Source organism: Nocardiopsis sp. CNZ308 (assembly GCF_004217075.1).
Genome location: NZ_SHKJ01000001.1, coordinates 4,231,711 through 4,255,881 on the forward strand (window position 1 = coordinate 4,231,711; position 24,171 = coordinate 4,255,881).

The 24,171-nt window shown below is 72.9% G+C and carries 17 protein-coding genes and 1 riboswitch; of the genes, 11 read left to right on the forward strand and 6 right to left on the reverse strand.

Translation table 11 applies throughout. The annotated features are described in order from the left end of the window. Positions 1-19 precede the first annotated feature (19 nt). Complete coding sequence (locus tag EV372_RS18270) at positions 20-1,021, reverse strand: glycosyltransferase (RefSeq protein ID WP_486483997.1); 1,002 nt, start codon at positions 1,019-1,021, stop codon at positions 20-22. Positions 1,022-1,925: 904 nt separating this feature from the next. On the opposite strand from EV372_RS18270, the gene EV372_RS18275 reads away from it, so the two are divergent. From EV372_RS18275 to EV372_RS18285, 3 genes are all read left to right on the forward strand, one after another. Further along, complete coding sequence (locus tag EV372_RS18275) at positions 1,926-3,677, forward strand: ABC-ATPase domain-containing protein (RefSeq protein ID WP_130396963.1); 1,752 nt, start codon at positions 1,926-1,928, stop codon at positions 3,675-3,677. Positions 3,678-4,006: 329 nt separating this feature from the next. Next, entirely contained in the window at positions 4,007-4,933 is a 927-nt protein-coding gene (locus EV372_RS18280) for a proteasome assembly chaperone family protein (protein WP_130396964.1), read from the forward strand. Then, on the forward strand, positions 4,930-6,099 hold the full coding sequence (locus EV372_RS18285) for a quinone-dependent dihydroorotate dehydrogenase (protein ID WP_130396965.1): 1,170 nt from the start codon (positions 4,930-4,932) through the stop codon (positions 6,097-6,099). Before EV372_RS18280 ends, EV372_RS18285 begins: the two co-directional genes overlap by 4 nt. 154 nt (positions 6,100-6,253) lie before the next feature. Here EV372_RS18285 and EV372_RS18290 read toward each other — a convergent pair whose 3' ends face one another. Both EV372_RS18290 and EV372_RS18295 read right to left on the reverse strand, forming a co-directional pair. Next, positions 6,254-7,813 (reverse strand): polysaccharide deacetylase family protein, encoded by a 1,560-nt coding sequence (locus EV372_RS18290; protein ID WP_130396966.1) that lies wholly within the window; start codon positions 7,811-7,813, stop codon positions 6,254-6,256. A gap of 281 nt (positions 7,814-8,094) precedes the next feature. Then, a complete protein-coding gene (locus EV372_RS18295) occupies positions 8,095-9,684 on the reverse strand; it encodes a polysaccharide deacetylase family protein (RefSeq protein WP_130398985.1) in 1,590 nt (529 codons plus the stop codon). A 281-nt stretch (positions 9,685-9,965) separates the two neighbouring features. Continuing rightward, positions 9,966-10,126, forward strand: a riboswitch (cobalamin riboswitch). A 161-nt stretch (positions 10,127-10,287) separates the two neighbouring features. Here EV372_RS18295 and metE point away from each other — a divergent pair. Beyond that, complete coding sequence (metE, locus tag EV372_RS18300; protein WP_130396967.1) at positions 10,288-12,588, forward strand: 5-methyltetrahydropteroyltriglutamate--homocysteine S-methyltransferase; 2,301 nt, start codon at positions 10,288-10,290, stop codon at positions 12,586-12,588. Positions 12,589-12,669: 81 nt separating this feature from the next. Here the strand turns inward: metE and EV372_RS18305 are convergent, their stop codons facing one another. Both EV372_RS18305 and EV372_RS18310 read right to left on the reverse strand, forming a co-directional pair. Beyond that, positions 12,670-13,731, reverse strand: coding sequence for a DUF3558 domain-containing protein (locus EV372_RS18305; RefSeq protein ID WP_130396968.1), 1,062 nt, complete (start codon positions 13,729-13,731; stop codon positions 12,670-12,672). 452 nt (positions 13,732-14,183) lie between these two features. Further along, positions 14,184-15,233 carry a coiled-coil domain-containing protein gene (locus tag EV372_RS18310; RefSeq protein WP_130396969.1) on the reverse strand — a complete coding sequence of 350 codons (1,050 nt, stop codon included), beginning with the start codon at positions 15,231-15,233 and terminating at the stop codon, positions 14,184-14,186. 656 nt (positions 15,234-15,889) lie between these two features. On the opposite strand from EV372_RS18310, the gene EV372_RS18315 reads away from it, so the two are divergent. The 7 genes from EV372_RS18315 (at position 15,890) to EV372_RS18345 (ending at position 22,500) form a co-directional block, all read left to right on the forward strand. Further along, the gene (locus EV372_RS18315) at positions 15,890-16,846 is read left to right on the forward strand and encodes a methionine ABC transporter ATP-binding protein (protein ID WP_130398986.1); all 957 of its coding nucleotides are present in this window, start codon (positions 15,890-15,892) and stop codon (positions 16,844-16,846) included. Then, on the forward strand, positions 16,843-17,583 hold the full coding sequence (locus EV372_RS18320; RefSeq protein WP_013151857.1) for a methionine ABC transporter permease: 741 nt from the start codon (positions 16,843-16,845) through the stop codon (positions 17,581-17,583). The genes EV372_RS18315 and EV372_RS18320 overlap by 4 nt, the downstream gene beginning before the upstream one ends. A gap of 72 nt (positions 17,584-17,655) precedes the next feature. After that, entirely contained in the window at positions 17,656-18,516 is an 861-nt protein-coding gene (locus EV372_RS18325; RefSeq protein ID WP_130396970.1) for a MetQ/NlpA family ABC transporter substrate-binding protein, read from the forward strand. A 233-nt stretch (positions 18,517-18,749) separates the two neighbouring features. Further along, positions 18,750-20,150, forward strand: coding sequence for a GH1 family beta-glucosidase (locus EV372_RS18330; protein ID WP_130398987.1), 1,401 nt, complete (start codon positions 18,750-18,752; stop codon positions 20,148-20,150). 245 nt (positions 20,151-20,395) lie between these two features. After that, positions 20,396-21,430 (forward strand): LacI family DNA-binding transcriptional regulator, encoded by a 1,035-nt coding sequence (locus EV372_RS18335; protein WP_013151860.1) that lies wholly within the window; start codon positions 20,396-20,398, stop codon positions 21,428-21,430. 142 nt (positions 21,431-21,572) lie between these two features. Beyond that, complete coding sequence (locus EV372_RS29470) at positions 21,573-21,791, forward strand: hypothetical protein (RefSeq protein WP_026337935.1); 219 nt, start codon at positions 21,573-21,575, stop codon at positions 21,789-21,791. A 43-nt stretch (positions 21,792-21,834) separates the two neighbouring features. After that, on the forward strand, positions 21,835-22,500 hold the full coding sequence (locus EV372_RS18345; protein WP_130396971.1) for a hypothetical protein: 666 nt from the start codon (positions 21,835-21,837) through the stop codon (positions 22,498-22,500). Positions 22,501-22,651: 151 nt separating this feature from the next. Here the strand turns inward: EV372_RS18345 and EV372_RS18350 are convergent, their stop codons facing one another. Further along, positions 22,652-23,737 carry a M15 family metallopeptidase gene (locus EV372_RS18350; RefSeq protein WP_130396972.1) on the reverse strand — a complete coding sequence of 362 codons (1,086 nt, stop codon included), beginning with the start codon at positions 23,735-23,737 and terminating at the stop codon, positions 22,652-22,654. Positions 23,738-24,171 lie beyond the last annotated feature (434 nt).

The following is a 24,171-nucleotide window of genomic DNA, read 5'->3' on the forward strand; positions in this document are numbered from 1 at the left end:
GGGGGCTCCAAGTCGTTCTTCACGGCTTCTGAGACACGTGTTCGTGAATGTGTTCCGCTGCTGACGCCGCCCCGTCGACTCCGGAGAGGAGTCCGCGGAGGGCCTGTGCGCGGGAACGGGTGCGGGGGTCTGTGAGGACCTTCTCCACGGCATTGCGGAAAGAGGTCCCGGAAACGTCCTTGGGGGAGACGGCGACGGCGTTCCCGAAGCGGACGCAGTCCGCCACGTTCCACCGCTGCTCCATCTGCAGACCGATTCCGACGAAGGGTTTTCCGGTCGTGACCGCGGTCTGCACGGTCCCCTCGCCCCCGTGGATCACGGAGGCGTCGATGAGGTCGCCGAGCAGGTGCGCGGGGAGGAGGTCGCGCACGTGGACGTTGTCCGCGACCTGGGGGAGGTCGCTCTCCTTGAGGTAGGAGGCGACGGGGGCGATGACGGTGACGGGCATCCGGGAGAGTTCGGTGAGGACCCGGAGCACCACCTCCCGGTTCCCGGAACTGCCCATGGCGAAGTAGACCACCGGGCGCTTCGCCCGCGCCGAGGCCTCGGCGACGCGGACCACGTCCGCGGGGACCTCCCGGTCGATCCGGGCGAAGACCGGGCCGACCAGGCGGTAGTTCGCGGGCAACCGGTAGGGGCGCAGGTAGCAGGAGAGGGAGGTGATCAGGTTGAGGTCGGCGTCGAGTGCCTGGATGGTGCGACCGGGCAGTCTGACCCCGTGCTCGCGCGCGACTGCCCGGAAGGCCGCGGGCTTGTAGGTGGTCACCCGGGCGACCTCCCGCAGGAGCGCGGCGGCGCCGGTGTTGACCGCCCGGGGGAGCGGGCCTCCCCCTTCGACGAGCGGCAGCGACCGCGTCTGGAGGATGTGGGGCCAGCTGTAGGCGAAGGGCTTGACGTAGACGAGCGGCACGCCGGCGGCACGGGCGGAGACGAACTGGCTGAGCGTCGTGCCGATCACGACCGCCGCCGGGCGGAGCGCGCCGATGAGGGCGAGTTCACTGGCGACGCGGGTGCGGAGCATCGCGGCGGTGAAGGGGTGCCGGACCGCCTTCCCCTGGTCGACGCGGATCAGCTGGTCCGCGTCCTCGTCGGTCAGCGCGGGGGCCAGGCGGTGAAACGTGAACCCGGCCTCTTCAATGAGGCCGGAGTACCTTTCGGAATACCCGGAAAAGACGCATTCATATGTTTCACGGAGGTGTTTCGCAACCTCGATGGACCGGGTTGTCTCCGCGAGATTGAATGTCTCGGGGGCGAACAATATAACGCGCACCAGTAAACGCACCTAAGCAAAATTTATGGGACGTCCATGAAAGTAGCATTGGCGAATATAAGCGTCAAATGTGACGCGGATCACACCAAAAGTCTCATGTTTTGGAGGTCCAGGTGGAGAAGGCGTGGGGCGGGGGTGCCGCATCAAGCCCGTGCGTGTTCCCTGGTGAAGGTTTTCCGTCCTCGGGGCGGAGGAATCGGTGGATTCACGTTCTGCTGTCACTTCTTGCAGTATTTCGACCACGAAGAGAAATGTTGGATTCGCGTTTCTCTCTTTTCTGCGGTCATGTTGCGCGCTTGTTACCGCGGGGCGGCTTCACTGTGCCACTGCCGTGGTTCGGGGCGTTCGCACCGGTGCGCCGCCCGGGCGGCGGGCGGGATCGCGGCGTTCGGGGCGCGCCGATTCCCCGGTTCTCGTCCGACCGGTCGGCCGCCGGGGCTCCCCTCGCGCGTCCGGCGGGGGCGAGGGGCCCGGACGGGTCCGCCCTCGGAGGGCCCGGAGGCGGGCGGGGCGCGTGGCGCCCGCACCGGACGGACCGGTGGGGAGGACCAGGGCTCCGAACAGGGCGGACGCGGCTGTCCACAGGCCCTCTGCGGAGAATCCGCCCAACGCCTAACCTGGCCGGAGCAGAGGAAACGACGTCTGGGGGACAGCGATGACGGGACGGTACGGGGGAGGCCAGGGGCGCCGGTACGGGGGCGGCGGGGGCCGCGGCGGCGGGCGCAGGCCCGAGCCCGAGCCGATCCGCGGAGTCCGCGACGAGGCCCGGCTCTCCGAGGAGCTCCTGCGCATGGACGGCGCCTCCTACGGCCGCTACAAGTCGCTCAGGGGCGACTGGGACTTCGGCGACTTCACCCTGACCGTGCAGCGGGTCCAGGCCGACCCCTTCGCACCGCCCTCGCGGGTGCGCGTGCTCATCCCGGACGCCGGCATCCCCAAGAGCGCCTGGGGCGACCCGGTGCGCCGCCGCGCCACCGCCGACTACCTGGGACGGCGCGCCCGCCGGCTCCTGCGCGGATCGCTGCTCAGGATCGACACCGGCGGCCAGGAGGTGATCGAACGCTCCTCCTGCCAGCTCACCGACGGCGGCATCGACCTGCGCGTGGGCATCGACCTGCCCGGCCACGGCCGCCGCATCGACGGACGCACCGCCGAGCGGGAGCTGTGCCGCACCCTGCCCGGCCTGGTGGACGACCTGGACTGGGAGGAGGTCGACGCCGAGGAGGCCGCGGCCTTCGCCGACACGGTCGCCGACACGGTCGCCCTGCGCTCCCAGCTGGAGGAGAGGGGCCTGGTGGCCTTCGTCGCGGACGGCGCGGTGCTGCCCCGGCGCAGCGGTGTCAGCGACGAACCCATGACCGGCGGCGCCGTGCCCTTCGCCTCCCCCGAGGGTCTGCGGGTCAGCGTCGACCTGCCGCACCGGGGCACGGTGAGCGGCATGGGCGTGCCCGAGGGCATCACCCTCATCGTCGGCGGCGGCTTCCACGGCAAGTCCACCCTGCTGCACGCCCTGGAGCGCGGCGTTTACGACCACGTTCCCGGCGACGGCCGCGAACTGGTGGTGACCAGGGGGGACGCCGTCAAGATCCGCGCGGAGGAGGGCCGCAGGGTCGAACGCGTGGACGTGAGCCCCTTCGTGCGCAACCTGCCCACCGGCGCGGACACCAGCGACTTCCGCACCGAGAACGCCTCCGGGTCCACCTCGCAGGCGGCCAACATCTGCGAGGCGGTCGAGGCGGGGGCGCGCACCCTGCTGGTGGACGAGGACTCCACCGCCACCAACCTGATGATCCGCGACGAGCGCATGCAGGCCCTCGTACACGGCGACCGGGAGCCGCTGGTCCCCTTCATCGACCTCGTCCGGCCCCTGCGCCGCGACCACGGGGTGTCCACGGTCCTGGTCATGGGCGGCAGCGGCGACTACTTCGACGTCGCCGACCACGTCATCATGCTCGACGCCTACCACCCGCACGACGTCACCGAACGGGCCCGCGAACTCGCCCACGAGCGCGTGGACGCGGCCTTCGCCCTGCCGCGCCCCCGCGTGGTCGATCCCGCCTCCGTGGACGACGGCACCTCGCGGGGCCGGGGCCGGATCAAGCGCCGCGACATGGACGTGCTGGTGTTCGGCGACCACGACGTCGACGTGCGCGCGGTGGAGCAGTTCGTCGACCCCGGCCAGATCACCGGGGCCGGGCTGGCCCTGCGCGAGCTGGTGGCCGGACGCCACCTGGACGGCAGCCGCACCCTCGCCGAGGCGCTCGACTCCCTGGAGGAGGCCCTGGACAGAAGGGGCGTCACCCTGCTGGGCTCCGACTTCGGCGGCGACTACGCCCTGCCGCGCCGCTTCGAGGTCGCCGCCGTCCTCAACCGGCTGCGCTCGCTGCTGGTGGCCGACCTGCACTGAGCCGCGGGGGCGGGGCCGGGGTGTGGCGGTCCTCTCATGCCCCGGTTGCAGGAAGCTCCCTCCACCGGTCGGGGTTGGTAGGGGTGTGGGTGAGCGTCCTCGCACGGCTCCACCGGTCGGGGTTCCCTCCACCGACCGGTGGCGGTGGTGTCGTGGGGCGTGAGCGCCCTCGCACGGCTCAGTCGGTGGGCTGGTGGGTCGGTATTCTGGAGAAGCAGGGCACAGCCTCCCAGGCGGTGCGAATCGGGCCTCCCCGGCCGTACCCCGGCGCCCGGCCGCCGCGCGAGCGCGGCCCTGTGATCCCGACCAGTTTTGGAGACGAGAACCCGGTGCGTGATTCCGCAGATCTGTACGAACTCCACCCAGGCTTCGAGGATGTCGCCGGCCTGGCGATGCTGGTCTGTCTGGACGGCTTCGTGGACGCCGGACACGCCGGGCGCCAGCTGATCACGTCGCTGTTCGAGAGGTTCACCGCGGAGGAGGTCGCGACCTTCGACGCCGACCGCCTCGTGGACTACCGCTCGCGCCGTCCGACGATGACCTTCGTCGAGAACACCTGGACCGCCTACGACGCGCCCAAGATCGCCCTGTACCGGATGCACGACGACGAGGGCGCCCCCTTCCTGGTCCTGCACGGCCCGGAGCCGGACCGCGAGTGGGAGGCCTTCGTCGCCGCCGTGGGCCGCCTCGTCGACCACTTCTCCGTCACGCTGTCCGTCAGCGTCCACGGCATCCCCATGGCGGTCCCGCACACCCGGCCGGTCACGGTCACCCCGCACTCCACCCGCCCCGAGCTGGTCGAGGGGCACACCCCGTGGATCGGCCGCGTCGAGGTGCCCGGCAGCGCCACCTCGCTGCTGGAGTACCGGCTCGGCGAGCGGGGCCACGACTTCGTGGGCTACGCCGTCCACGTGCCCAGCTACCTGGCCCAGGCCCAGTACCCGCGCGCGGCCATCGCCGCCGCCGAGTACGTGGCCGGGGCCACCGGCCTGGCCCTGGCCACCACGGAGATGGAGGAGGTCGCCGCGGCGACCGACGTCGACATCGCCGAACAGGTCATGGCCTCCGAGGAGATCCAGCGCGTCGTGGCCAACCTGGAGCGCCAGTACGACGACATCATGTCCTCGCGGACCGACCCCGAGGAGCGTCCCACGCTCCCGCTGGCCGACGACGACGCCCAGCTGCCCACCGCCGACGAGCTCGGCGCCGAACTCGAACGCTTCCTCGCCGAGCGCGAGGGCGAGGGAAACGGATGACCGTGTTCTACCAGATGCTCTTCCGCTCGGTCCTGCGCCACATGGACGCGGAGAAGGTCCACAGGCTCAGCTTCGCCGCGCTGCGCGGCGTGACCTCCCTGCCCGGCGTGGCCTCCGCCATGAACGGCGTGCTCGGGCCGCGCGAGCCGGAGCTGACCGTGCACGCCCTCGGGCAGGAGTTCCCCGGCCCGCTGGGGCTCGCGGCCGGTTTCGACAAGAACGCGGAGAGCCCCTCCGGGCTGGCGGCGCTCGGCTTCGGCTTCGTGGAGGTGGGCACCGTCACCGCCCAGCCCCAGCCGGGCAACCCGCGGCCGCGCCTGTCCCGGCTGGTGGCCGACCGCGCGATCGTCAACCGCATGGGCTTCAACAACGAGGGGTCGGCCCTGGTCGCCGAACGCCTCCACCACCGGCGCGGCGGCCGCCGTCCCGTGCTCGGCGTCAACATCGGCAAGACCAAGGTCACGCCCGAGGAGGAGGCCCCCGCCGACTACGCCCTCAGCGCCCGGCGCCTGGCCCGCTACGCCGACTACCTGGTGGTCAACGTCAGCTCGCCCAACACCCCCGGGCTGCGCAACCTCCAGGGCGTGGAGCGGCTGCGCCCGCTCCTGGCCGCCGTGCGCGAGGCCATGGCCGAGGCCGGCCGCCCGGACCTGCCCCTCCTGGTGAAGATCGCCCCCGACCTCGCCGACGAGGACGTCGACGCCGTCGCCGACCTCGCGCTGGCCGAGGGGCTCGACGGCATCATCGCCACCAACACCACCATCTCCCGCGAGGGTCTGACCACCCCGGCGGCACAGGTGGAGGCGGCCGGTGCGGGCGGCCTGTCCGGCGCCCCCCTCAAGCGGCGCTCCCTGGAGGTGCTGCGCCGCCTGCGCGCCCGTGTGGGCGACCGGGTGACCCTGATCGCCGTCGGCGGCATCGAGACGCCCCTGGACGCCTGGTTCCGTATCCGGGCGGGGGCCAGCCTCGTGCAGGGCTACACCGGCCTCATCTACGGCGGTCCCCTCTGGCCCCGCCGCATCAACCGCGGCCTCGCCCGGCTGGTGCGGGCCTCCGGCCACCGTTCCATCGACGAGGTCGTCGGGGCCGACGTCCCCGCCCCGGTCGCCCCGGCGGCCGACCCCGGACAGGGGGCGGACCCCGCCGCGGCCACCGCCAAGGGCTGAGCCCGCCGCCAGGGCCCGGATCCGCGGACCCGGCACCGACGACCGGTCCCGCGGCTCCGCCCCCCGGGGCCGTGTCCGCCGACGAGGGCCGCGACGCGGCGGCCGGTGGGGTCCCCACCGGCCGCCGACACGGGTGCCCCGCCGCCCGCGGACCTCAGGAACCGGCGGGCGCGGACAGCCCCTCGGGCGGGTAGCTCTTTCCGGCCTCCGGGCCGTCGTAGACCTGGCTGACGGTCGCGAACTCGTACCCGTCGGCCCGCAGCCGCTCGATGATCTCGGGGACCGCGGCCAGGGTCGGCTCCAGGGTGTCGTGCAGCAGCACCACGCCCCCGGGTCGGGCCCCCTCCACCACGCTCTCCACGACCTCGTCGCGGCTCATGCCGGTCCAGTCCTTGCTGTCCTGGCTCCACAGGATCTCTGCCATGCCCTGACGGCCGATCTCCTCCAGCACCTCCGGCGAGCTGTCGCCGAACGGCGGCCGGAACAGCTCCACGGTGTGCCCCGTCTGGCGGCGCACCATCGCGCTCACCGCGGCCACCTGGTGGACCAGTTCCTCACCCTCGAAGGCCTCGGGCATGCGTTCGTGCAGGTGGTTGTGGCTGCCGATCTCGTGCCCCTCGGCGTAGGCGCGCCGGATCACGCCGGGCCGGGTCAGCGCCGGGTTGCCGTTGAGGAAGAAGGTGGCCGCCACCTCCTCCTCCGCCAGCAGGTCCAGCAGCCGCGGAGTCGTCGCGACCGGTCCGTCGTCGAAGGTCAGCGCGATGCACTTGGCCTCGGCGCAGTCCAGGTCGGGATCTCCCGCCGAGACCACCCCCGGCACCGGCGGGTCGGCCGGGGGCTCGGCGTCGGGGGCCTCCACGGTCAGCACGGGCTCCTCCGCCATGGCGGCCTCCCGTGCCCGCTCACCCAGGTCGGACAGCAGGGGCGCGGCCTCCTCGGCGGGCACCACCGCGACCATCCGCCCCGGCTCCGAGGACGGGGGGTGGCCCTCCACGACCGGGGACAGGTGCCCGTCGTCGAACTCCACCACCAGGTCCCCGTCGGCGTTGAACCCCATCGAGTCGTAGGTGCGCATCACCGGGTGCAGTCCCCCCGCGTCCACCGCCTCCTCGTCGGCGAACGAGGCGCGGACGATCCCGTTGAGCTCCCGGAGCGCCGCGTCGTCGGCCAGCAGCTCCGCGGAGTAGGCGGTGCGGCCGGTGGACGCGTCGTACCAGTACGTCCCGTACCCCTGGCGCAGTCCGTGGAAGTCCTCCTCGGTGCGCACCAGGCGCACGCCCAGCACCCCGTTCCCGGCGGCGACCACCTCCCAGTCGACGCCCAGGCTCACCGGGTCCCGGCTGGCGCCCCGGTAGTCCCGCACCTCCTGGTCCACCCGGGCGGCCAGTTCCTCGGCGAAGGCGTCGGCACCCGAGAACACCGGGTAGGCGACGTCGATCGTGAGCCCCTCGGGCCTGTACGGGTGGTCCTCGAAGTCGGAGGCGTCCCCGCGCCACTCGGTGACCCCGTCCCCCGGCTCCGCCGCCACCACCGTGATCAGTTCCGGCTCCTCGCCGCCCCCGGAGGCGATCCCCTCGGTGCCGCACGCGGCCAGGGGCAGGACCAGCGCGGCCAGCGCCGCCCCGGGCCACCGGGTTCTGCGCTCCCACGGCCGGTTCCCCCCGGCCCCGGGACGGGGGGCGGCCTCGTTCGGGTGGATTCGAGTCGACGACAACACCGGACTCCCTCATCCCTCAGCGGGTGGCCAACACGGCTGCTGCTGGGAGCAACATAGGGGACGCCGTCACCCGTCCCGGGGCGGTGACCACATGTGGTCACCGCCCCGGGACGGGCAACGCGCCGGAGACCGGGAACACCCGCGCGGGGCGCCCTTTCCGGCCCCACCCGGTGCCCCGCACGGCTCTTCGTCCCGTGCGTCCCACCGGCCGCGGCCCCGAAGCCCTCCCGGGGCCATCCTCACCCGGGACCGCCCGCCGAGCCGTGACGCCGCGCCCTTCAGGCCCCCTCGGAAGCCTCCTCGGCCCCATCGGCGGGCTCACCGGCCTCCTCGGAGGGGTCGGCGCCCTCCTCCGGGGCGTCGGGGACCCCGTCCATGTGGCTCTGGCCGGGGGTCGTGGTCCCCAGCAGCTGGGACACCGTGACCATGGTGTACCCCTGCTCGTCCAGTTCCCGGATGGCCGTGCGGGAGGCGTCGACGGTGGTGCCGTGGATGTCGTGCATGAGGATGATCGCCCCGTCCGAAGCGCCCTCCAGCACCCGGTCGTGGATCACCGAGGCCTTGCGGTCCTTCCAGTCGAGGGTGTCCACGCTCCACAGGATCTGGGCCAGGCCCATGTCCTCGGTCACCGAGGCCACGCCCTCGTCGGTCGAGCCGTAGGGCGGGCGCATGAGGTCCATGGTGTAGCCGGTCTCGCGGTACACCAGCGCCTGCACGACGTCCAGGTCCGCGCGCACCCCTCCCGCGCCCAGACCGGCCAGGTCGGGGTGGTTCAGGGTGTGGTTGGCGATCTCGTGCCCCTCAGCATAGGCGCGCCGCACCGTGTGCGGGTGCTCCATGACGGGGTTGCCGGTGACGAAGAACGTGGCCCGCGCGTCGTACTCGGCGAGGACGTCCAGCAGTTCGGGGGTGCGCTCGCCGGGGCCGTCGTCGTAGGTCAGCGCCACGCACGTGGTTTCGGGGTCGGAGCAGTCGACGTCGGGGTCCACCGCGGGCACCTGTCCGGGCACGGCGCCCTCCTCCTGGCCGTCCTTGTCGGCCCGGGGCGGGGCGGCGATGGAGAAGTCCTCCACGCCCACGGTCGCGGCGTCGCGCACGCGCAGGCCCAGCTCGGACAGCAGGCCCTCGGCCTCACCGGCGGCGACCACCGCGCGCGTGCGGCCCTCCTCCGCCGGGGCCACCTGCCCGGCGTCGAACTCCACGATCAGGTCCCCGTCGGGGTTGAAGCCCACCGAGTCGTACAGGGAGCTGATCGGGTGGATGACGCCGGGGTCGGCCGGGCCCTCCCCGTCCTCCCCGCTTCCGACGGCGCCGCGCACCAGGCCGTTGAGCTCCTCCAGCTGCTCCTGGCCGCCGACCAGCGCGGCGGAGGGGTGGTGTGCCGCGGTCCCGGTGTCGTACCAGTAGGTGGTGTACCCCTCCCGGGACCCCTCGGAGTCGGTCTCCACCCGGGTCACGCGGACCCCCAGCAGGCCGTCGCGCGCCGCGGTCAGGTTCCACCCCGCCTCGAAGGAGACCGCGCCGGGGTTGGCGGCCTCGAAGGCGTGCACCTCGTCGGTCAGCTCACGCTCCAGGAAGTCGGCCAGCGGCTCGGCGTTGGGGATCACCGGGTAGGTCACCGCGACGGAGATCTCCCCGTCGTAGGGCAGCTCGGCCTCCTCCACGCCCGCCACCGCGGCCGGGTCCACCTCGGTGAGCCCGTCGGGCTCACCGGAGGCCGGGGGCGGCGGCTCGCTCTCGGAGACCGGCGCTTCGTGCGTCCGCGGCCCGGGCTCGGGCTCTCCGGAGGAGCGGGTGGCCAACAACACCATGCCCGCCAGGACCGCCAGGGCTACCACGACCGTGATCAGGGGGTGGTCCGGTGCCATGGCGAGGCGGGACTGCTTACTCACGAGGGAATCTCCACGTTCATCGCTCAGACGAACGTCCGCGGGGAGCAGAGGGGAGCTCACCCGCGCAACGCTTGACTTCGTGTGTGACGCCGGCCGAAGGACGGGGGTTCTCACCGTTCGGGCCGGGCGCATGGGGCCGCACGCCGGGTGCAGGGGCGAAGGGGGCCCTCCCTATACTTGCAGCCGTGGAAGGTACATGATCCACCCCCGCGTCCCGGGCCCGGCCCGGAACGGGCGGGGCGGAACCATGTCGCAAGAGGGAACCCGGTGTGAGTCCGGGACTGCCCCGCAGCGGTATGGGGGAACGAACGTCGCCATGAGCACTGGTAGTGCCGGTCGCGGAGACCGCACACCGGGAAGCGGCGGCCAGTAGGAGGAGCGGTGTCGACACCGCCCGCGCCCCCGAGTCCGAAGACCTGCCTCCACCCGGCGACGCACCCGCGGCGCCGGTGGTCCCGCGCCCCGAGGGAGGGCCGGAGGCGGTGGCAGGTCCGGTGCGCGCCCGCGGCGCGTCCGCCGGCGTGCCCGCCCTCTCCTCCTCGCGGCCGGTACCCGGCTTTCGACGAGGGAGAGAAGCTCATGACCACGACCCCCGCGCCGTCCGCGGCCCCGGGCGGACCACGCCCCTCCGTGCGCTCGACAGTGCACGGCTACCCGCGCATCGGCCCCGCCCGCGAGCTCAAGCGCGCCTGCGAGTCCCACTGGAGGGGCCGCACCACCGCCCGCGAACTGGACGCGGTCGCCGCCGGGCTGCGCCTGGGCGTCTACGCCCAGCTGCGCGAGGCCGGTGTCGACGACATCCCCTCCAACACGTTCTCCTACTACGACCACGTGCTGGACACCGCTGTCCTGTTCGACCTGGTCCCCTCCCGCTTCGCCCCTCCCGCCGCGGCGCCGGACCGCGAGGAGGAGCTGCGCCGCTACTTCGCGCTCGCCCGCGGCGAACAGGGCGCCCCGCCGCTGGAGATGACCAAGTGGTTCGACACGAACTACCACTACCTGGTCCCCGAGCTCTCGCCCGGCAGCCGTCCCCGCCTGGTGGGTGACAAGCCCGTCGCCGAGTTCCGCGAGGCCGCCGAGGCGGGTTTCCACACCCGCCCGGTCCTGGTCGGTCCGCTCACCTTCCTGATGCTGGCCAAGCCCGCCGACGGCGCCCCCGAGGGCTGGGAACCCGTCCAGCTGCTCGACCAGCTCCTGGAGGCCTACGTCCAGCTGTTCGGCGACCTGCGGGCCGCGGGCGCCACCGAGGTCCAGTTGGACGAGCCGATCCTGGCCACCGACGAGGGCCGCGCCGCCGTCGGCCACCTGGAGCGCGCCTACCAGCACCTGGGCGCGGTCACCGACCGCCCCTCCCTGCTGGTGTCCACCTACTTCGGCTCCATCGGCTCCGCCGCCCTGCGCGTCCTCAAGGACTCCGCGGTCGAGGCGGTCGGCCTGGACCTGGTCACCGACGACGAGGGCGTGGACGACCTGGTGCGGGTCTCCGGCCTGGGCGCCACCCGCCTGGTCGCGGGCGTGGTGGAGGGGCGCAACGTCTGGCGCACCGACATCCCGGCCGCCGTCGCCGTGCTCGGCACCCTGCTCGCCCTCACCGACGAGCTGACCGTGAGCACCTCCTGCTCCCTGCTGCACGTGCCCCTGGACCTGGACGCCGAGACCTCCCTGGCCCCCGAGCTGCGCGGGTCCCTGGCCTTCGCCAGGCAGAAGGCCCAGGAGACGGCCCTGCTCGGCCGCGTGCTGTCCGAGGGGTCCGAGGCCGAGCACACCGGACGGGGCGGCGTCCGTCCCCCCGCCTTCACCGACGCGCGCGTGCGCGCCCGCCTCGACGCCCTGGGCCCGGACGCCTACGAGCGCCCGCGGGAACGCGGCAGGCCCACCGACACCCCGCTCACCACGACCACCATCGGATCCTTCCCCCAGACCGCCGAGCTGCGCCGCGCCCGCGCCGCGCACCGCAGGGGGGAGCTGGCGGAGGACGCCTACAAGGCCGTCCTGCGAGAGGAGATCGACCGGGTCGTCGCGCTCCAGGAGGAGATCGGCCTGGACGTGCTCGTGCACGGCGAGCCCGAGCGCAACGACATGGTCCAGTACTTCGCCGAGCAGCTGGAGGGCTACGCCACCACCGAGAACGGCTGGGTGCAGTCCTACGGTTCGCGGTGCGTGCGCCCGCCGATCCTGTTCGGCGACGTCTCGCGCCCCGAGCCGATGACGGTCGAGTGGACCGCCTACGCCCAGTCGCGCACCGACAAGCCGGTCAAGGGCATGCTGACCGGCCCGGTCACCATGCTCGCCTGGTCGTTCGTGCGCACCGACCAGCCGCTGGCCGAGACCGCACGCCAGGTGGCCCTGAGTCTGCGCGACGAGGTCGCCGACCTGGAGCGCGCCGGGATCCGCCACATCCAGGTGGACGAGGCGGCCCTGCGCGAACTGCTGCCGCTGCGCTCGGAGCACCGGGCGCGGTACCTGGACTGGGCGGTGGGCTCCTTCCGCCTGGCCACGTCGGGGGTGTCGCCGTCCACGACCATCCACACGCACATGTGCTACTCGGAGTTCGGGCTGATCGTCGGCGGCATCGAGGCGCTGGACGCCGACGTCACCAGCGTGGAGGCCGCCCGCTCGCGCATGGAGCTGGTGCGGGACCTGGGCGAGCGGGGCTACGGGCGCGGGATCGGCCCGGGCGTGTACGACATCCACTCCCCGCGGGTGCCCTCGGTGGAGGAGATCGAGGGGTCGCTGCGGCTGGCGGTCGCGCACATCGACGCCCGGAACCTGTGGGTGAACCCCGACTGCGGCCTCAAGACGCGCGGTTACGCCGAGGCCGAACAGGCCCTGCGCAACATGGTCGAGGCGGCCCGCCGGGTGCGCGCCGACCTTCCGTGAGCCCTGCCACCGGGGGCTGAAACGCGGGAGGGGGCCGCGGCGCACGCCGCGGCCCCCTCGTGCCGTGTCCGGTCAGCCCCCTCAGGCGCCGACCAGGGCCAGCGCCTCGGCGCCGGCGTTGAGCATGATCTCCTCGACGTTGTCGGGCATGACCAGGTCCTCGGCGGAGGCGTCCTCGGTGAAGGGCGGGTGCATCTGGTACTGGACCTGGATGTTGAGGTTGGCGGTGCGGATCACCAGCGTGGCCTCGGGGATGTCCTCACCCAGGAAGTCGTACTTGGTGAGGACGTAGTGGGCCTCGTCGCCGAGGTCCACCTCCTTGTCCTCCTCCACGTTCGCGGCGTCGTAGAAGGTGTTGTAGTCACCCTCGCCCCGGAGCTCCTGGACCGCGGTCTGGAAGTCGGTGGTGGCGGCCTCGACGGAGTCGGCGGCGGAGTAGGGGACCTGGTAGCTGATCTCGAACATCGCGTAGCTCTCGGCCGGGTTGCCCTCCGGGGCGGCGCCTTCCAGGCTCTCGCAGTAGGAGTTGTTGTCCTGGACGTACTTGTCGCCCTCGTCCTGGATCAGGAAGTCGGAGAGCACCTGGTCGGTGAAGGCCTGGCAGGGCTCGGAGGGGACGGCGTAGGGGGGCTCGCCCGCGGGGGCCGCCTCGGGGGCGGGCGCGGTCGTCTCACCGCCGCCGGTGGTCGCCTCCGTGCTCGGGGCGGGCTCGGGTTCGGGGGAGACGGTCTGCTGTCCGCCGTTGTTGGTGACGAGCACGACCAGAACGGCGATGACCAGGACGACGATCACGGCGCCGCCGCCGATCACGACCCACAGGCCCGCCTTGCTGCCGCCGCCCTGGGGCTGCTGCGGCGCGGGGGCGTACCCGGGACCTCCGGGACCGCCGCCGTAGGGCGGCTGGCCGCCCGCGTACATCTGCTGGTCCTGGGGGCCGGGGAAACCCGCGGGGCCGCCGCCGTAGGGCGGCTGGCCGCCGGTGCCGGGGTCACCGTAGGGGCCGCCGTGGGGCGGCTGTCCTCCGGTGTTGGGGTCACCGTAGGGGGCGCCGTGGGGCGGGCCGTAGGGCGGCTGGCCCCCACTGTTGTCCCCACCGCCGTATGGGTTCTGCGGCGGCTGGTTGTATGGTCCGTTTTCGCTCATGGCTCCCCTCGCCCGTGTGTGATGACCGTGTTGTCTGGGACGCGTGTGTGCGCCGTTGGGTTCTCACGACTTCCCGTGCCGCCCCGGGAGGGGCACGGTGGCCGTGTGGGGGAGGCGCACCTGTCGCCACTGCCGTCCCGCGGGCGAGGGCGGGGGAGTGGGCGGGCGTTCCCCGCCTCCATGCGGAGGTTGCGGTGGACCGGGGGACCGGCCACCGGGGGCGGTGGCCGGGCGGAGCCGAAGGCGTCCTTCGGTCCGGGCCGGGACGTGTGCATCCTAGCTGTGAGTGGTGTCCCCTGGGCAGGTCAGACCGGGGGTAGCAGGGTGAATCGTCACTGTTTTGTGTCGGTTGTGCAGGAACTCATCCCGCACGTGACGCAATCGTGACGCCGTTCCCCGCGCGGTCGCGCCCCGCGCGGGGTAATGGGGCGTCCGTCGCGGGCGACGCCGGATCAGAACATCGAGATGTGCACGTGGTCGAAGTGGTTCTCGGTGATGCTGCCGCGGTCGGCCATGTCGCGCCAGCCCTCGTCGCCACGGCGGATGTCCCAGATCTGCTGCCGGTAGATGATGTACATGATGCCGAGGCGGTCGGCGTTCTCCTGGGCCCACTCGGCGATCGCGTAGCCGCGGTCGATCTGCTCCTGTGAGGGCGTGTTCCCGTTGGGGTCCACCATGAAGTCGCAGGCGCGGCCCTTGGGGTGCTCGCCGACCACCCAGCCGCCGACCTGCCGGTAGCAGCCCACGCCGCCCACGTCGGTGCCCTCGCCGAACTTCTCGATGATCAGCTCGCGCATCTGCTCGGTGCGCGGGGTGATGTTGTACTGGCCGCCCATCGGCTGCACGGGGTGGTCCGCGATCATCTCCTGGACCTCCTCGCGGCGCCCCTCCAGCTCGTCCAGGTCCTCCTCGGCCGCGGCCAGCTGCTCCTCGGCGTTCTGCTGCGCGGTCTCGTCGCGCTCCAGCGCCTCACTGAGCTGGTCGATCTTGTCCTGGTTGCTGGTGGACAGGTAGTTGATCACCACCGCGCGGTCGATGACCTCGTCGGGATCGGCCTCGACGAACAGCGACATGGACAGGCCGATCCCGCTGCTGGTGTAGGTGGCCACCGCCAGGGCGCGCACCTGCTCGCGCGCCTCCTCCACGTCCTCGCGGGTGCTCTGGGCCCGTTCCTCGGCGCGCTCGGCCTCCTGGATGACGCCCTCCATGTCGCGCAGCTCGCCGTTGAACTCCTCGCTCAGGGCCTCCGCGCGATCCTGGAGGGCGCCCATGTCCTCCGGCTCGGCGGGCACCGGCGCCGCCACCGCCGTGCCCTGGGGCGCGAACAGGAAGCCCCCCAGCACCGCCACCGCCAGCGCGGCCACACGCGCGCGTCCCGGGCGCGCCGCGGCGGCGAGGAACCCCGCCAGGGCCCGGGCGCGGTCCGGCCAGCTGAGTTCGGGAGGGTCGGGAGCCCAGAAGTCGGCGAATTCGTCCACTCGGCTCAGGTCGTCGGGCTGCACGGTGCGGTCGCTCCTCGGGCCCGCGCGGCCCCCTGGCACGGGAGCGGAGCGGGCGCTGTTTCTCGTCGTTTCCCCAGGGGGCCGACAGCCGCGGGAGCGGCCTCCGGCCCTGGCCTCCCGCGCACACCCGGGAGCCGGGGGCGGGAGTAAAGGGACCGTCATGAGTGTAGGCACTCGCGCGGTTATTCGGGAGGGACGGGACGAATCCACCGTGCCACGGGAGCCCCGATGTGGTGGAGGTAACCCGGCGCGAACAGTGAAATCGGGTGAACCGACCCTTTTCCCCGTGGTTGAGTAGGAAACGTGAAGGCTCCCGCGCACGACCCAGCGACCACCGCTCCCACGCGGTCGGACACCGCCGAGCGGTGTCTACCGCTGCCCGGCGGGCGCTGTCGTGTCCGCCCGGTCCCGTGGACCCGCCCGCAGCCCCCGGACACCGGGGAGTAGGGGGAGACCGCCGCTGGGAGCGGCGCGTCCCCCAACCGGCCGCCCCGCGCGGTCGAGCCGCCACCGGCGCCTGTCCGAGCCACCGGCGCGCCGCCGCCCGCGCCCGCGGGGCGCTCCGTACGCTCGGACGCGGGCGACGGACCCGCGCCGGATCCCCGCCGGGCGCCACACCACCGCCAGACGTCGATGGGAACACCGTGATTGACGCAGTGGGCCTCCACAAGGCCTACAGGTTGAAGAAGCACCGGGTGACCGCCCTGGACGGGGTCGACCTGCACGTCGAGCCCGGCGAGATCTTCGGTGTGGTCGGCCAGAGCGGCGCGGGCAAGAGCACCCTGCTGCGCTCGGTCAACCTCCTGGAGCGCCCCGACGCCGGAACGGTCCGGGTCGACGGCGAGGAGCTCACCGCGCTGCGCGGCGCGCGGCTGCGGGTCGCCCGCCGCCGCATCGGCATGGTGCACCAGCACTTCGCCCTGCTGTCCTCGCGCACCGTCGCGGGCAACGTGGCCTTCCCCATGGAGGTCTCCGGCGTCGACCGCGCCCGCCGCAGGAGGCGCGTGGGCGAACTCCTCGAACTCGTGGGCCTGGGGGACAAGGCGCGCGCCTACCCCTCCCAGCTCTCCGGCGGCCAGAAGCAGCGGGTGGGCATCGCCCGAGCGCTGGCCTCCGACCCCAAGGTGCTGCTCAGCGACGAGGCCACCTCCGCGCTCGACCCGGCCACCACCGACGCCATCCTCGCCCTGCTGCGCCGCCTGCGCGACGAACTGGGCCTGACCATCCTGCTGATCACCCACGAGATGGACGTGATCAAGCGGATCTGCGACTCCGCGGCGATCATGGACAGCGGCGCGTTCCTGGAGTCGGGCCGGGTGCTCGACCTCATCGGCACCCCCGGCTCGCTGCTGGCGCGCTCGCTCTTCCCGCTGCCCGCGCACGGCGGACCCGACACGGTCTACGTCACCTACCCGCGCTCCTTCGACGAGCCGCTCATGTCCGAGCTGACCCGCCGCTTCGACGTGGACGTCAACATCCTGGGCGGCGGCGTGGAGGAGGTCGCCGGGCAGTCCGTGGGCCGCCTGAGCGTGGACCTGCGCGGCGACCGCCGCGAGCAGGCGCTCGCCTACCTGTCCGAGCACGGCCTGCTGGTCGAGGAGGCCCGCAAGTGAGCACCAACCCCGCCGACGTCCTGCACCTGGCCGCCGCCACCGGGGCGGCCGGACCCTGGGACGCCGTCGTCGCGTTCGTCCAGGCCTGGCCCGCGATGTGGCCGGACCTGTGGCTGGGCACCCTGGACACCGTCTACATGGTGTGGTGGGCCACCGTCGTCAGCGTCCTGTTCGGCCTGCCGCTGGGCGTGCTGCTGGTGGCCACCGACCGGGGCGGGCTCATCCCCGCCCCCGCCGTGCGCGCCGTGCTCAGCGCCGTCGTCAACATCGGCCGATCCCTGCCGTTCATCGTCCTGATGGTGGCCGTGCTCTCCCTGACCCGCCTGCTGGTGGGCACCACCCTGGGCCCCACGGCCGCGATCGTGCCCCTGAGCATCGGCGCGATCCCCTTCTTCGCCCGCCTGGTGGAGACCTCCCTGCGCGAGGTGGACCGCGGGGTCGTGGAGGCCGCGCACGCCATGGGCACCCGCCGCGTCACCATCGTGGGCAAGGTGATGCTGCCCGAGGCCATGCCCGGCCTCATCGCGGGCCTGGTGATGACCGTGGTCACCCTCATCTCCTACTCGGCGATGGCCGGAGCCATCGGCGGCGGAGGCCTGGGCGACCTGGCCATCCGCGAGGGCTACCAGCGCTTCAACGACCACTACCTGTGGGCCACCGTCATCCTGCTCATCGTCATCGTGCAGATCGCGCAGAGCCTGGGCGACCTGCTGGTGCGCCGCCTGGCGCGGCGCTGACGCGACGGGGTACACACAGAGGACGACCCCCTCCCCCCACCAGTTGTCCCGGCGACACGGAGGGAGACGGCGATGACCGAGGACGCGAGGAGGCGCGCGGTGCGGGGCGCCGCCGCGGCGACGGCGGTGGCCCTGCTGGCGGCCTGCGGCAGCCCCAGCGAACGGGCCCGGGAGGAGACCGGCGGGGAGGACGTGACCGTCCTGAGGATCGGCGCCACGCCGATGCCGCACGCCGAGATCCTGGAGTTCGTCGACGAGAACCTGGCGGCCGACGCGGGGCTGGCCCTGGACGTGTCGGTGTACACCGACTACAACCAGCCCAACGCGGCGCTGGCCGAGGGCGAACTGCACGCCAACTACTACCAGACGCGGCCGTTCCTGGAGGAGTACCTCCAGGGCAACCCGGACGCGGACCTGAGCTACGTGACGGACGTGCACCTGGAGGCCTTCGGCGTCTACTCGCAGGAGCTGACCGACCTGGCCGACCTGCCCGAGGGCGCCCAGGTCGGCGTGCCCAACGACACCTCCAACATGGGCCGGGCGCTGGACCTGCTCGACACCGAGGGCGTCATCACCCTGGCCGACACGGGCGGGGAGGCGCCCTCGGTCGACGACATCGAGGACAACCCGCTCGACGTCACGGTCACCCCGGTGGAGGCCGCCCAGCTGCCGCGCTCGCTCCAGGACCTGGACGCGGCGGTGGTCAACGGCAACTACGCCCTGGAGGCCGACCTGGTCTCCACCGCCAACGTGCTGGCCTGGGAGGAGACCGAGGACAACCCCTACGCCAACGGGCTGGTGGTGGCCACGCACGACATCGGCGACGAGGAGATCGCCCGGCTCGACGAGCTCCTGCACAGCGACGAGGTGCGCGCGTTCATGGAGGAGCGCTGGGAGGGCGTCGTGGTCCCCGTCGGCGGGGAGGGCACCTGAGGGCGGTCCCGGGCGGCCGCGCGGGCCGCGTCGCGGGGTTTCGCCGCGCGGCCGCCGCGCCGGTTCCGGGCGCCCGGGCGGGGCGTTCCGGAACCGTCTCCGGCACCGCCTGCCCGTAACGTTTGGATTGCGGTGACAAGGCTGTTGATTGACATCAAGGTACTTCTCTGTTTCTTTTATGGGAGCGCTCCCAAAACGATGTCCCCTCGTCATGGAAGGTGCGTACACCAGCAGTGAACAACCGCAACGATTTCCCTGAGGGCTTCCTCTGGGGGGCGGCCACCGCCTCGTTCCAGATCGAAGGCGCCACGACCGCCGACGGCCGCGGCCGCAGCATCTGGGACACCTTCGCCGAGACGCCCGGCAAGGTCCTGGGCGGAGACACCGGCGACCCCGCCGACGACCACTACAACCGCTACGCCGACGACGTCGCGCTCATGACCCAGCTCAACCTGGGCGCGTACCGCTTCTCCGTCGCCTGGCCGCGGATCATCCCCGAGGGCACCGGCGCCGTGAACCAGGCCGGGATCGACTTCTACGACCGCCTGGTGGACACCCTCCTGGCGGCCGGGATCCAGCCCTGGGCGACCCTCTACCACTGGGACCTGCCCCAGCCGCTGGAGGACGCGGGGGGCTGGCCCCACCGCGACACCGCCTACCGCTTCCGCGACTACGCCCAGGTCGTGGCCGAGGCCCTCGGCGACCGCGTCAGCAACTGGATGACCATCAACGAGCCCTGGTGCTCGGCCTTCCTCGGCTACGAGAACGGTCACCACGCGCCGGGCCACAAGGACCCGGCCGCCGCCCTGGCCGCCGCCCACCACCTGCTGCTGGGCCACGGCCTGGCCGTCGAGGCGATCCGCTCCACCGGCCACCCCGCCCGGGTGGGCCTCGCCCACAACCAGGCGGTCATCCGGCCCCACGGCCCCAGCGCCGCGGACGCCCGCGCCGCCCGCCGCGCCGACGGCGTGCGCAACCGCATCTTCACCGACCCCCTGCTCAAGGGCCGCTACCCCGCGGACGTCAGGGAGGACCTCGCCGGCGTCAGCGACTTCTCCTTCATCCAGGACGGCGACCTGGAGATCACCTCGGCGCCCCTGGACTTCCTGGGCGTCAACTACTACTCGCCCGAGTTCGTCGCCGCCTCGGCCAAGGGTCTGGACCCCGCGCTGGTCAGCGGCGAGGGCGGTGCGTGGCTCGGTGCCGAGCCCGAGGAGGTGCACGTCTCGCAGGGGCTGCCCGTCACGCACATGGGCTGGGAGATCGACCCCACCGGCCTGTACGACGTGCTCTCCCGCCTGGCGGGGGAGAGCGGCGGCATCGACCTCTACGTCACCGAGAACGGGTGCGCCTTCGAGGACACCGTCACCGAGGCCGGCGAGGTCAACGACACCGACCGGATCGACTACTACGAGGGCCACCTGAGGGCGGCCAAGGAGGCCGTCCTGGCCGGAGTGCCCCTGCGGGGTTACTTCGCCTGGTCGCTCCTGGATAATTTCGAGTGGGCGTGGGGATACTCCCGCCGGTTCGGCATCGTGCACGTCGACTACGAGACGCAGCGCAGGATCATCAAGGACAGCGGTCACTGGTACGCCGAACTGGCCAAGACGGGTCAGTTCCCCGAGCGCCAGTAACGCGTCCGGCGGACGCCGCCCGCCGCGTGGCGGGCGCCCCGCCGAGCACGTCCTGGATTGCGCCGGACCGCCGCCGTGCACGCGGCGGCGGTCCGGCGAACCGCGGAAGGACCGTGGGGTGTCCCAAAGGGCACCCCACACAGTCGTTCCGGGCGGGTATGACCGTGGATGCCCGTCGCACACGCCGCCGCCCCGGGGAAGCAGCCCCCGGGACGGTGGGACACGATCCCAGAGGGAGCCTCGAAGTGGCCAAGACCGGTGCTGGTCGGAAGCGTCCGACCCTGGAGATGGTGGCGCAGCGCGCCGGGGTCGGACGAGGGACCGTCTCGCGGGTGATCAACGGGTCCGCGCAGGTGAGCCCCCGCACCCGGGAGGCCGTGCACGCCGCGATCGCCGAACTCGGCTACAGCCCGAACCAGGCCGCGCGCACCCTGGTCACCAGGCGCACCGACACGATCGCGCTGGTCGTCTCCGAGCCCCGGGACCGGCTGTTCTCCGACCCCTTCTTCGCCGACATCATCCGCGGAGTGAGCTCGGTCCTGCACGAGCGCGACCTGCAGCTCATGCTCACCACGGCCCGGACCGAGGCCGAGCACAAGCGCGTGGGCGACTACCTCAGCGGCTTCCACGTGGACGGCGCGCTGCTGATCTCCCTGCACAGCGACAACCCGCTCTCGGCCCGTCTGGACGAGGCCGGGGTGCCGGTCGTCCACGGCGGTCGCCCGCACTCGCCCGAGCAGCCCGCGCCCTACTGCGTCGACATCGACAACATCGGCGGGGCCCGGATGGCCATCCGCCACCTCCTGGAGCGCGGATGCCGACGGGTGGCCGCCATCACCGGTCCCCTGGACATGAACGCCGGTGTGGAGCGCCTGCGCGGCTACCGCGAGGTCATGGCCGCCGCCGGGCTGGAGGTGGACGACAGGCTCGTCGTGCAGGGCGACTTCAGCGTGGAGGGGGGAGCCGAGGCGATGGAGCGGCTCCTGGGTACCGGACTGGAGCCCGACGCGGTGTTCGCGGCCTCCGACATGATGGCGCTCGGCGGGCTGAGGGTGCTGCGCGCACGCGGCCTGAGAGTTCCGGAGGACGTGGCGCTGGTGGGTTACGACGACACCGTCATGGCCCAGCACAGCGACCCGCCGCTGACCACCATCCACCAGCCCACGGTGCAGATGGGGCAGGAGATGGCGCGGCTGCTGGTGGACGTGGCGATCCCGCGCACGACGGAGGCCGAGACCGTCATGCTCGGCACCCACCTGGTCGTGCGCGAGTCCGGCTGAGCCGCGGGGCCTCCCGGAGCAGCCGGGGCCCGCGCACACCCTCCCGCAGCGCTCTGACCCGCCCGTTCACGCCCTCCCGGGTGGACGCGGCGCGGTGACTGTGCGAGGCTGGTCGCGATTTCGCGGGAGACGGTGGGAGCGCATGGAGCGGGAACCGACACACAGCAGGTGTGCGATTTCCTCGTGCGGATGGTGCGAGCGGGACGGCGTCGAGTGCCGGTTCTGCTCCGGCACGGGCTGGTGGCGACCCGAGCGGCCGCACCGCGACGGCAGCGGGGTGATCGTCTGGCTCCGCGTCGACGAGCCCTGCCGCGGGTGCGCGGGCACGGGCAAGGAGCACAGTCCCACCGCCGCCCTCTGAGCGGGGGCGCGACGCCCCTTCCGCGGTGGACAAGGAGAAGCACATGCGCTGGGTGACCTACCTGTCGCCGAGCGGCGGCAGCGAGCGCGTCGGAGCCCTGGACGACGGCGACGTGCTGGGCAGCCCCGACCCCGTCCGCCTCGCCGACCTGCTGGAGGCGGGGGGTGAGGCCCTGACCGGGGCTCACGAACGCGCCGTCGCCTCGCCGATCGAGATCATCGTCGAGCCGGAGGCGCGCATGTGCGCCCCGCTGGTCCCCGCCGAGCCGGTGCCGGTCCGGGCGGGCGACGACGTCTGGCGGGTTCCCCCGGAACTGGTGCGGGGCTCGGACGACGCCGTGCCGCCCCGGGCGAGTTCGGCCCGCGTGGGCGTGGCCGCCGTCGCCGGGGGAGGGGCGTCGGTGAGCGCCTACACGCCCGCCTGCCTGTGGCTGGACGGTGAGGGGCAGCCGGTGCAGCTGACCCTGGGGCCGGTGCTGACCACCGCCGACGAGGTGCCCGGGGAGCCGCTGAACGTGAGCGCCTCGGTGGAGGAGGGGGAGCTGGGCCGCGGCCTGGCCGACCCCGCGCACGAGTGGCTGGTGTCGGGCCCCGGGCGGGTGCGCGCGCTGCTGCCGGTGGCGACACCGCCGCTGGAGACCGACGACGAGCTGTTCGTGGACGCCGACGTCCTGGGCACCTTCGAGGTCCGGGTCGGCTCCCAGGTCTGACCGCGACCGCGGCGCTTCCCGGCGGACCGGCCGGAAACGCCCTTGGCGTGTCACGGGAGCCCCGACCCGCGGTGATCGCGTACCCGTGGCAGTGGTCGGGGCTCGGAGCCCGCCACGGGTACGCGATCCCGGCGAACCTGGTGGTCAGGCGCTACGGCGTGAACTCCCAGTGCCAGGGCTCGAAGCCGCCCCGGGCCCAGGGCGGGTTGTGCCAGCCGTGGGCGGGCGCGTGGGCCAGCATCCACTGGTGCTCGGCGGTGCCGAGGCGGTTCACGCCGCCGCACAGGTCCACGGCCAGGCCCAGTCCGTGCTGGCTGGTGCCGGGCCGGGCGGCCATGCCGGGCACCATCTCCTGGAACAGGCGCACCTGCTCGTGGTAGGGCCGGTAGGAGTCGGCCACGCACATCGGCCGTCCGAACGCCTCGCGGTAGTCCCCGTCGAGTTCGATGAAGGCCTCGGCCGCGTCGGCGCGCAGCCGCTCGCCGGGCTGGGGCAGGGGGCACAGCAGCGACTCCGGGATCCGCCCGTTGGCGTGCGCGGTCGCGACGCCCCCGGTGCAACCCCGGTCGGCGCTCTCCACGGACGGAACCTCCTCCCCGCCCTCCTTCCCGTCCTCCGCCGAAACGGCGGTGACGGCGGACTCCGCCGACCCCCCGGAGGAGTTCGCCGCCCGCGCGTCGCGCAGGGCCTGCTCACGGCGCCTCTCGGCGGCCTCGGCGTCGCGCACCTCCGCGAGCCGGGCCTCCAGCCGGGTCTGCTCCTCCAGCAGCTCCTCCAGCGCCGCCTCCTGGTCGGCCACGGCCTCCACCGCGTCCTCCCGGGCGCTCCTGGCGTCCTCGACCGCCTCGGCCTGCTCCGTCCGCGCGGTCTCGGCGATCCCGGCGAGGGTGTCGGTGGCCACCCGCGCGGCCTCGGCGCGGCCCACGTCGGCCTCCCGGTGCGAACCGAGCAGGGTGAGGTAGGCGCCCCGTTCGAGCATCCCGGTGGGCCCCTCGGGTCCGGCCCAGGCGTTGACCATGCCCAGATCACCGCCCTTGTAGGCGGTGGCGGCCTGTCGGGCGGCGGCCAGGCGGGCCGTCTCGCCGCGCTCGTCGGCCTCCCCCGCGCGCTCCTGCGCCTCGCGGCTGCGCTCGGTCAGCTCGGTGAGGCGTTCGCGCTCGGCCTCGTAGTGCTCGATCTTCTCCGACGCCTCCTGGCGCAGCGTCTCCATGCCCGCGCGCAGCGCGGCCAGTTCCACCCGCACGCTCCCCAGCGCGCTCCCCGACGCGTCGCCGTCGGAGGCGGCGCCGGGCGCGGCGGTGGAGAGGCAGAGCAGTACCGCGAGGCCGGCCGGGAGCGCGGTACTGACCGAAAAGGCGCGTACGGAGGGTCCGCGGGTTTTCCCGCGAACGGAACCCTCCGCTTTCGTTTTGTCACCGAGTGTGTGTGATCCAGGACATGACGAGGTACGCATTTCCGCTTCCTCCCCGGGACCTGCGTCTACCGTCTTGTCACGATGTCATGTCGGTGGGGTGTTGGTGGGGAAGCTGGCGGTGTGTCCAAAAAGTTACCTCAGTCCCGGGGTGGTTTCGGACTCTATCCCTGACCTGGTGCATCGGCCATAATGCCGACAATGGCGGGCATTATGTGCCGGTCGGGGGAAGAAGATCCCACCGATCGCCATCAAACGGC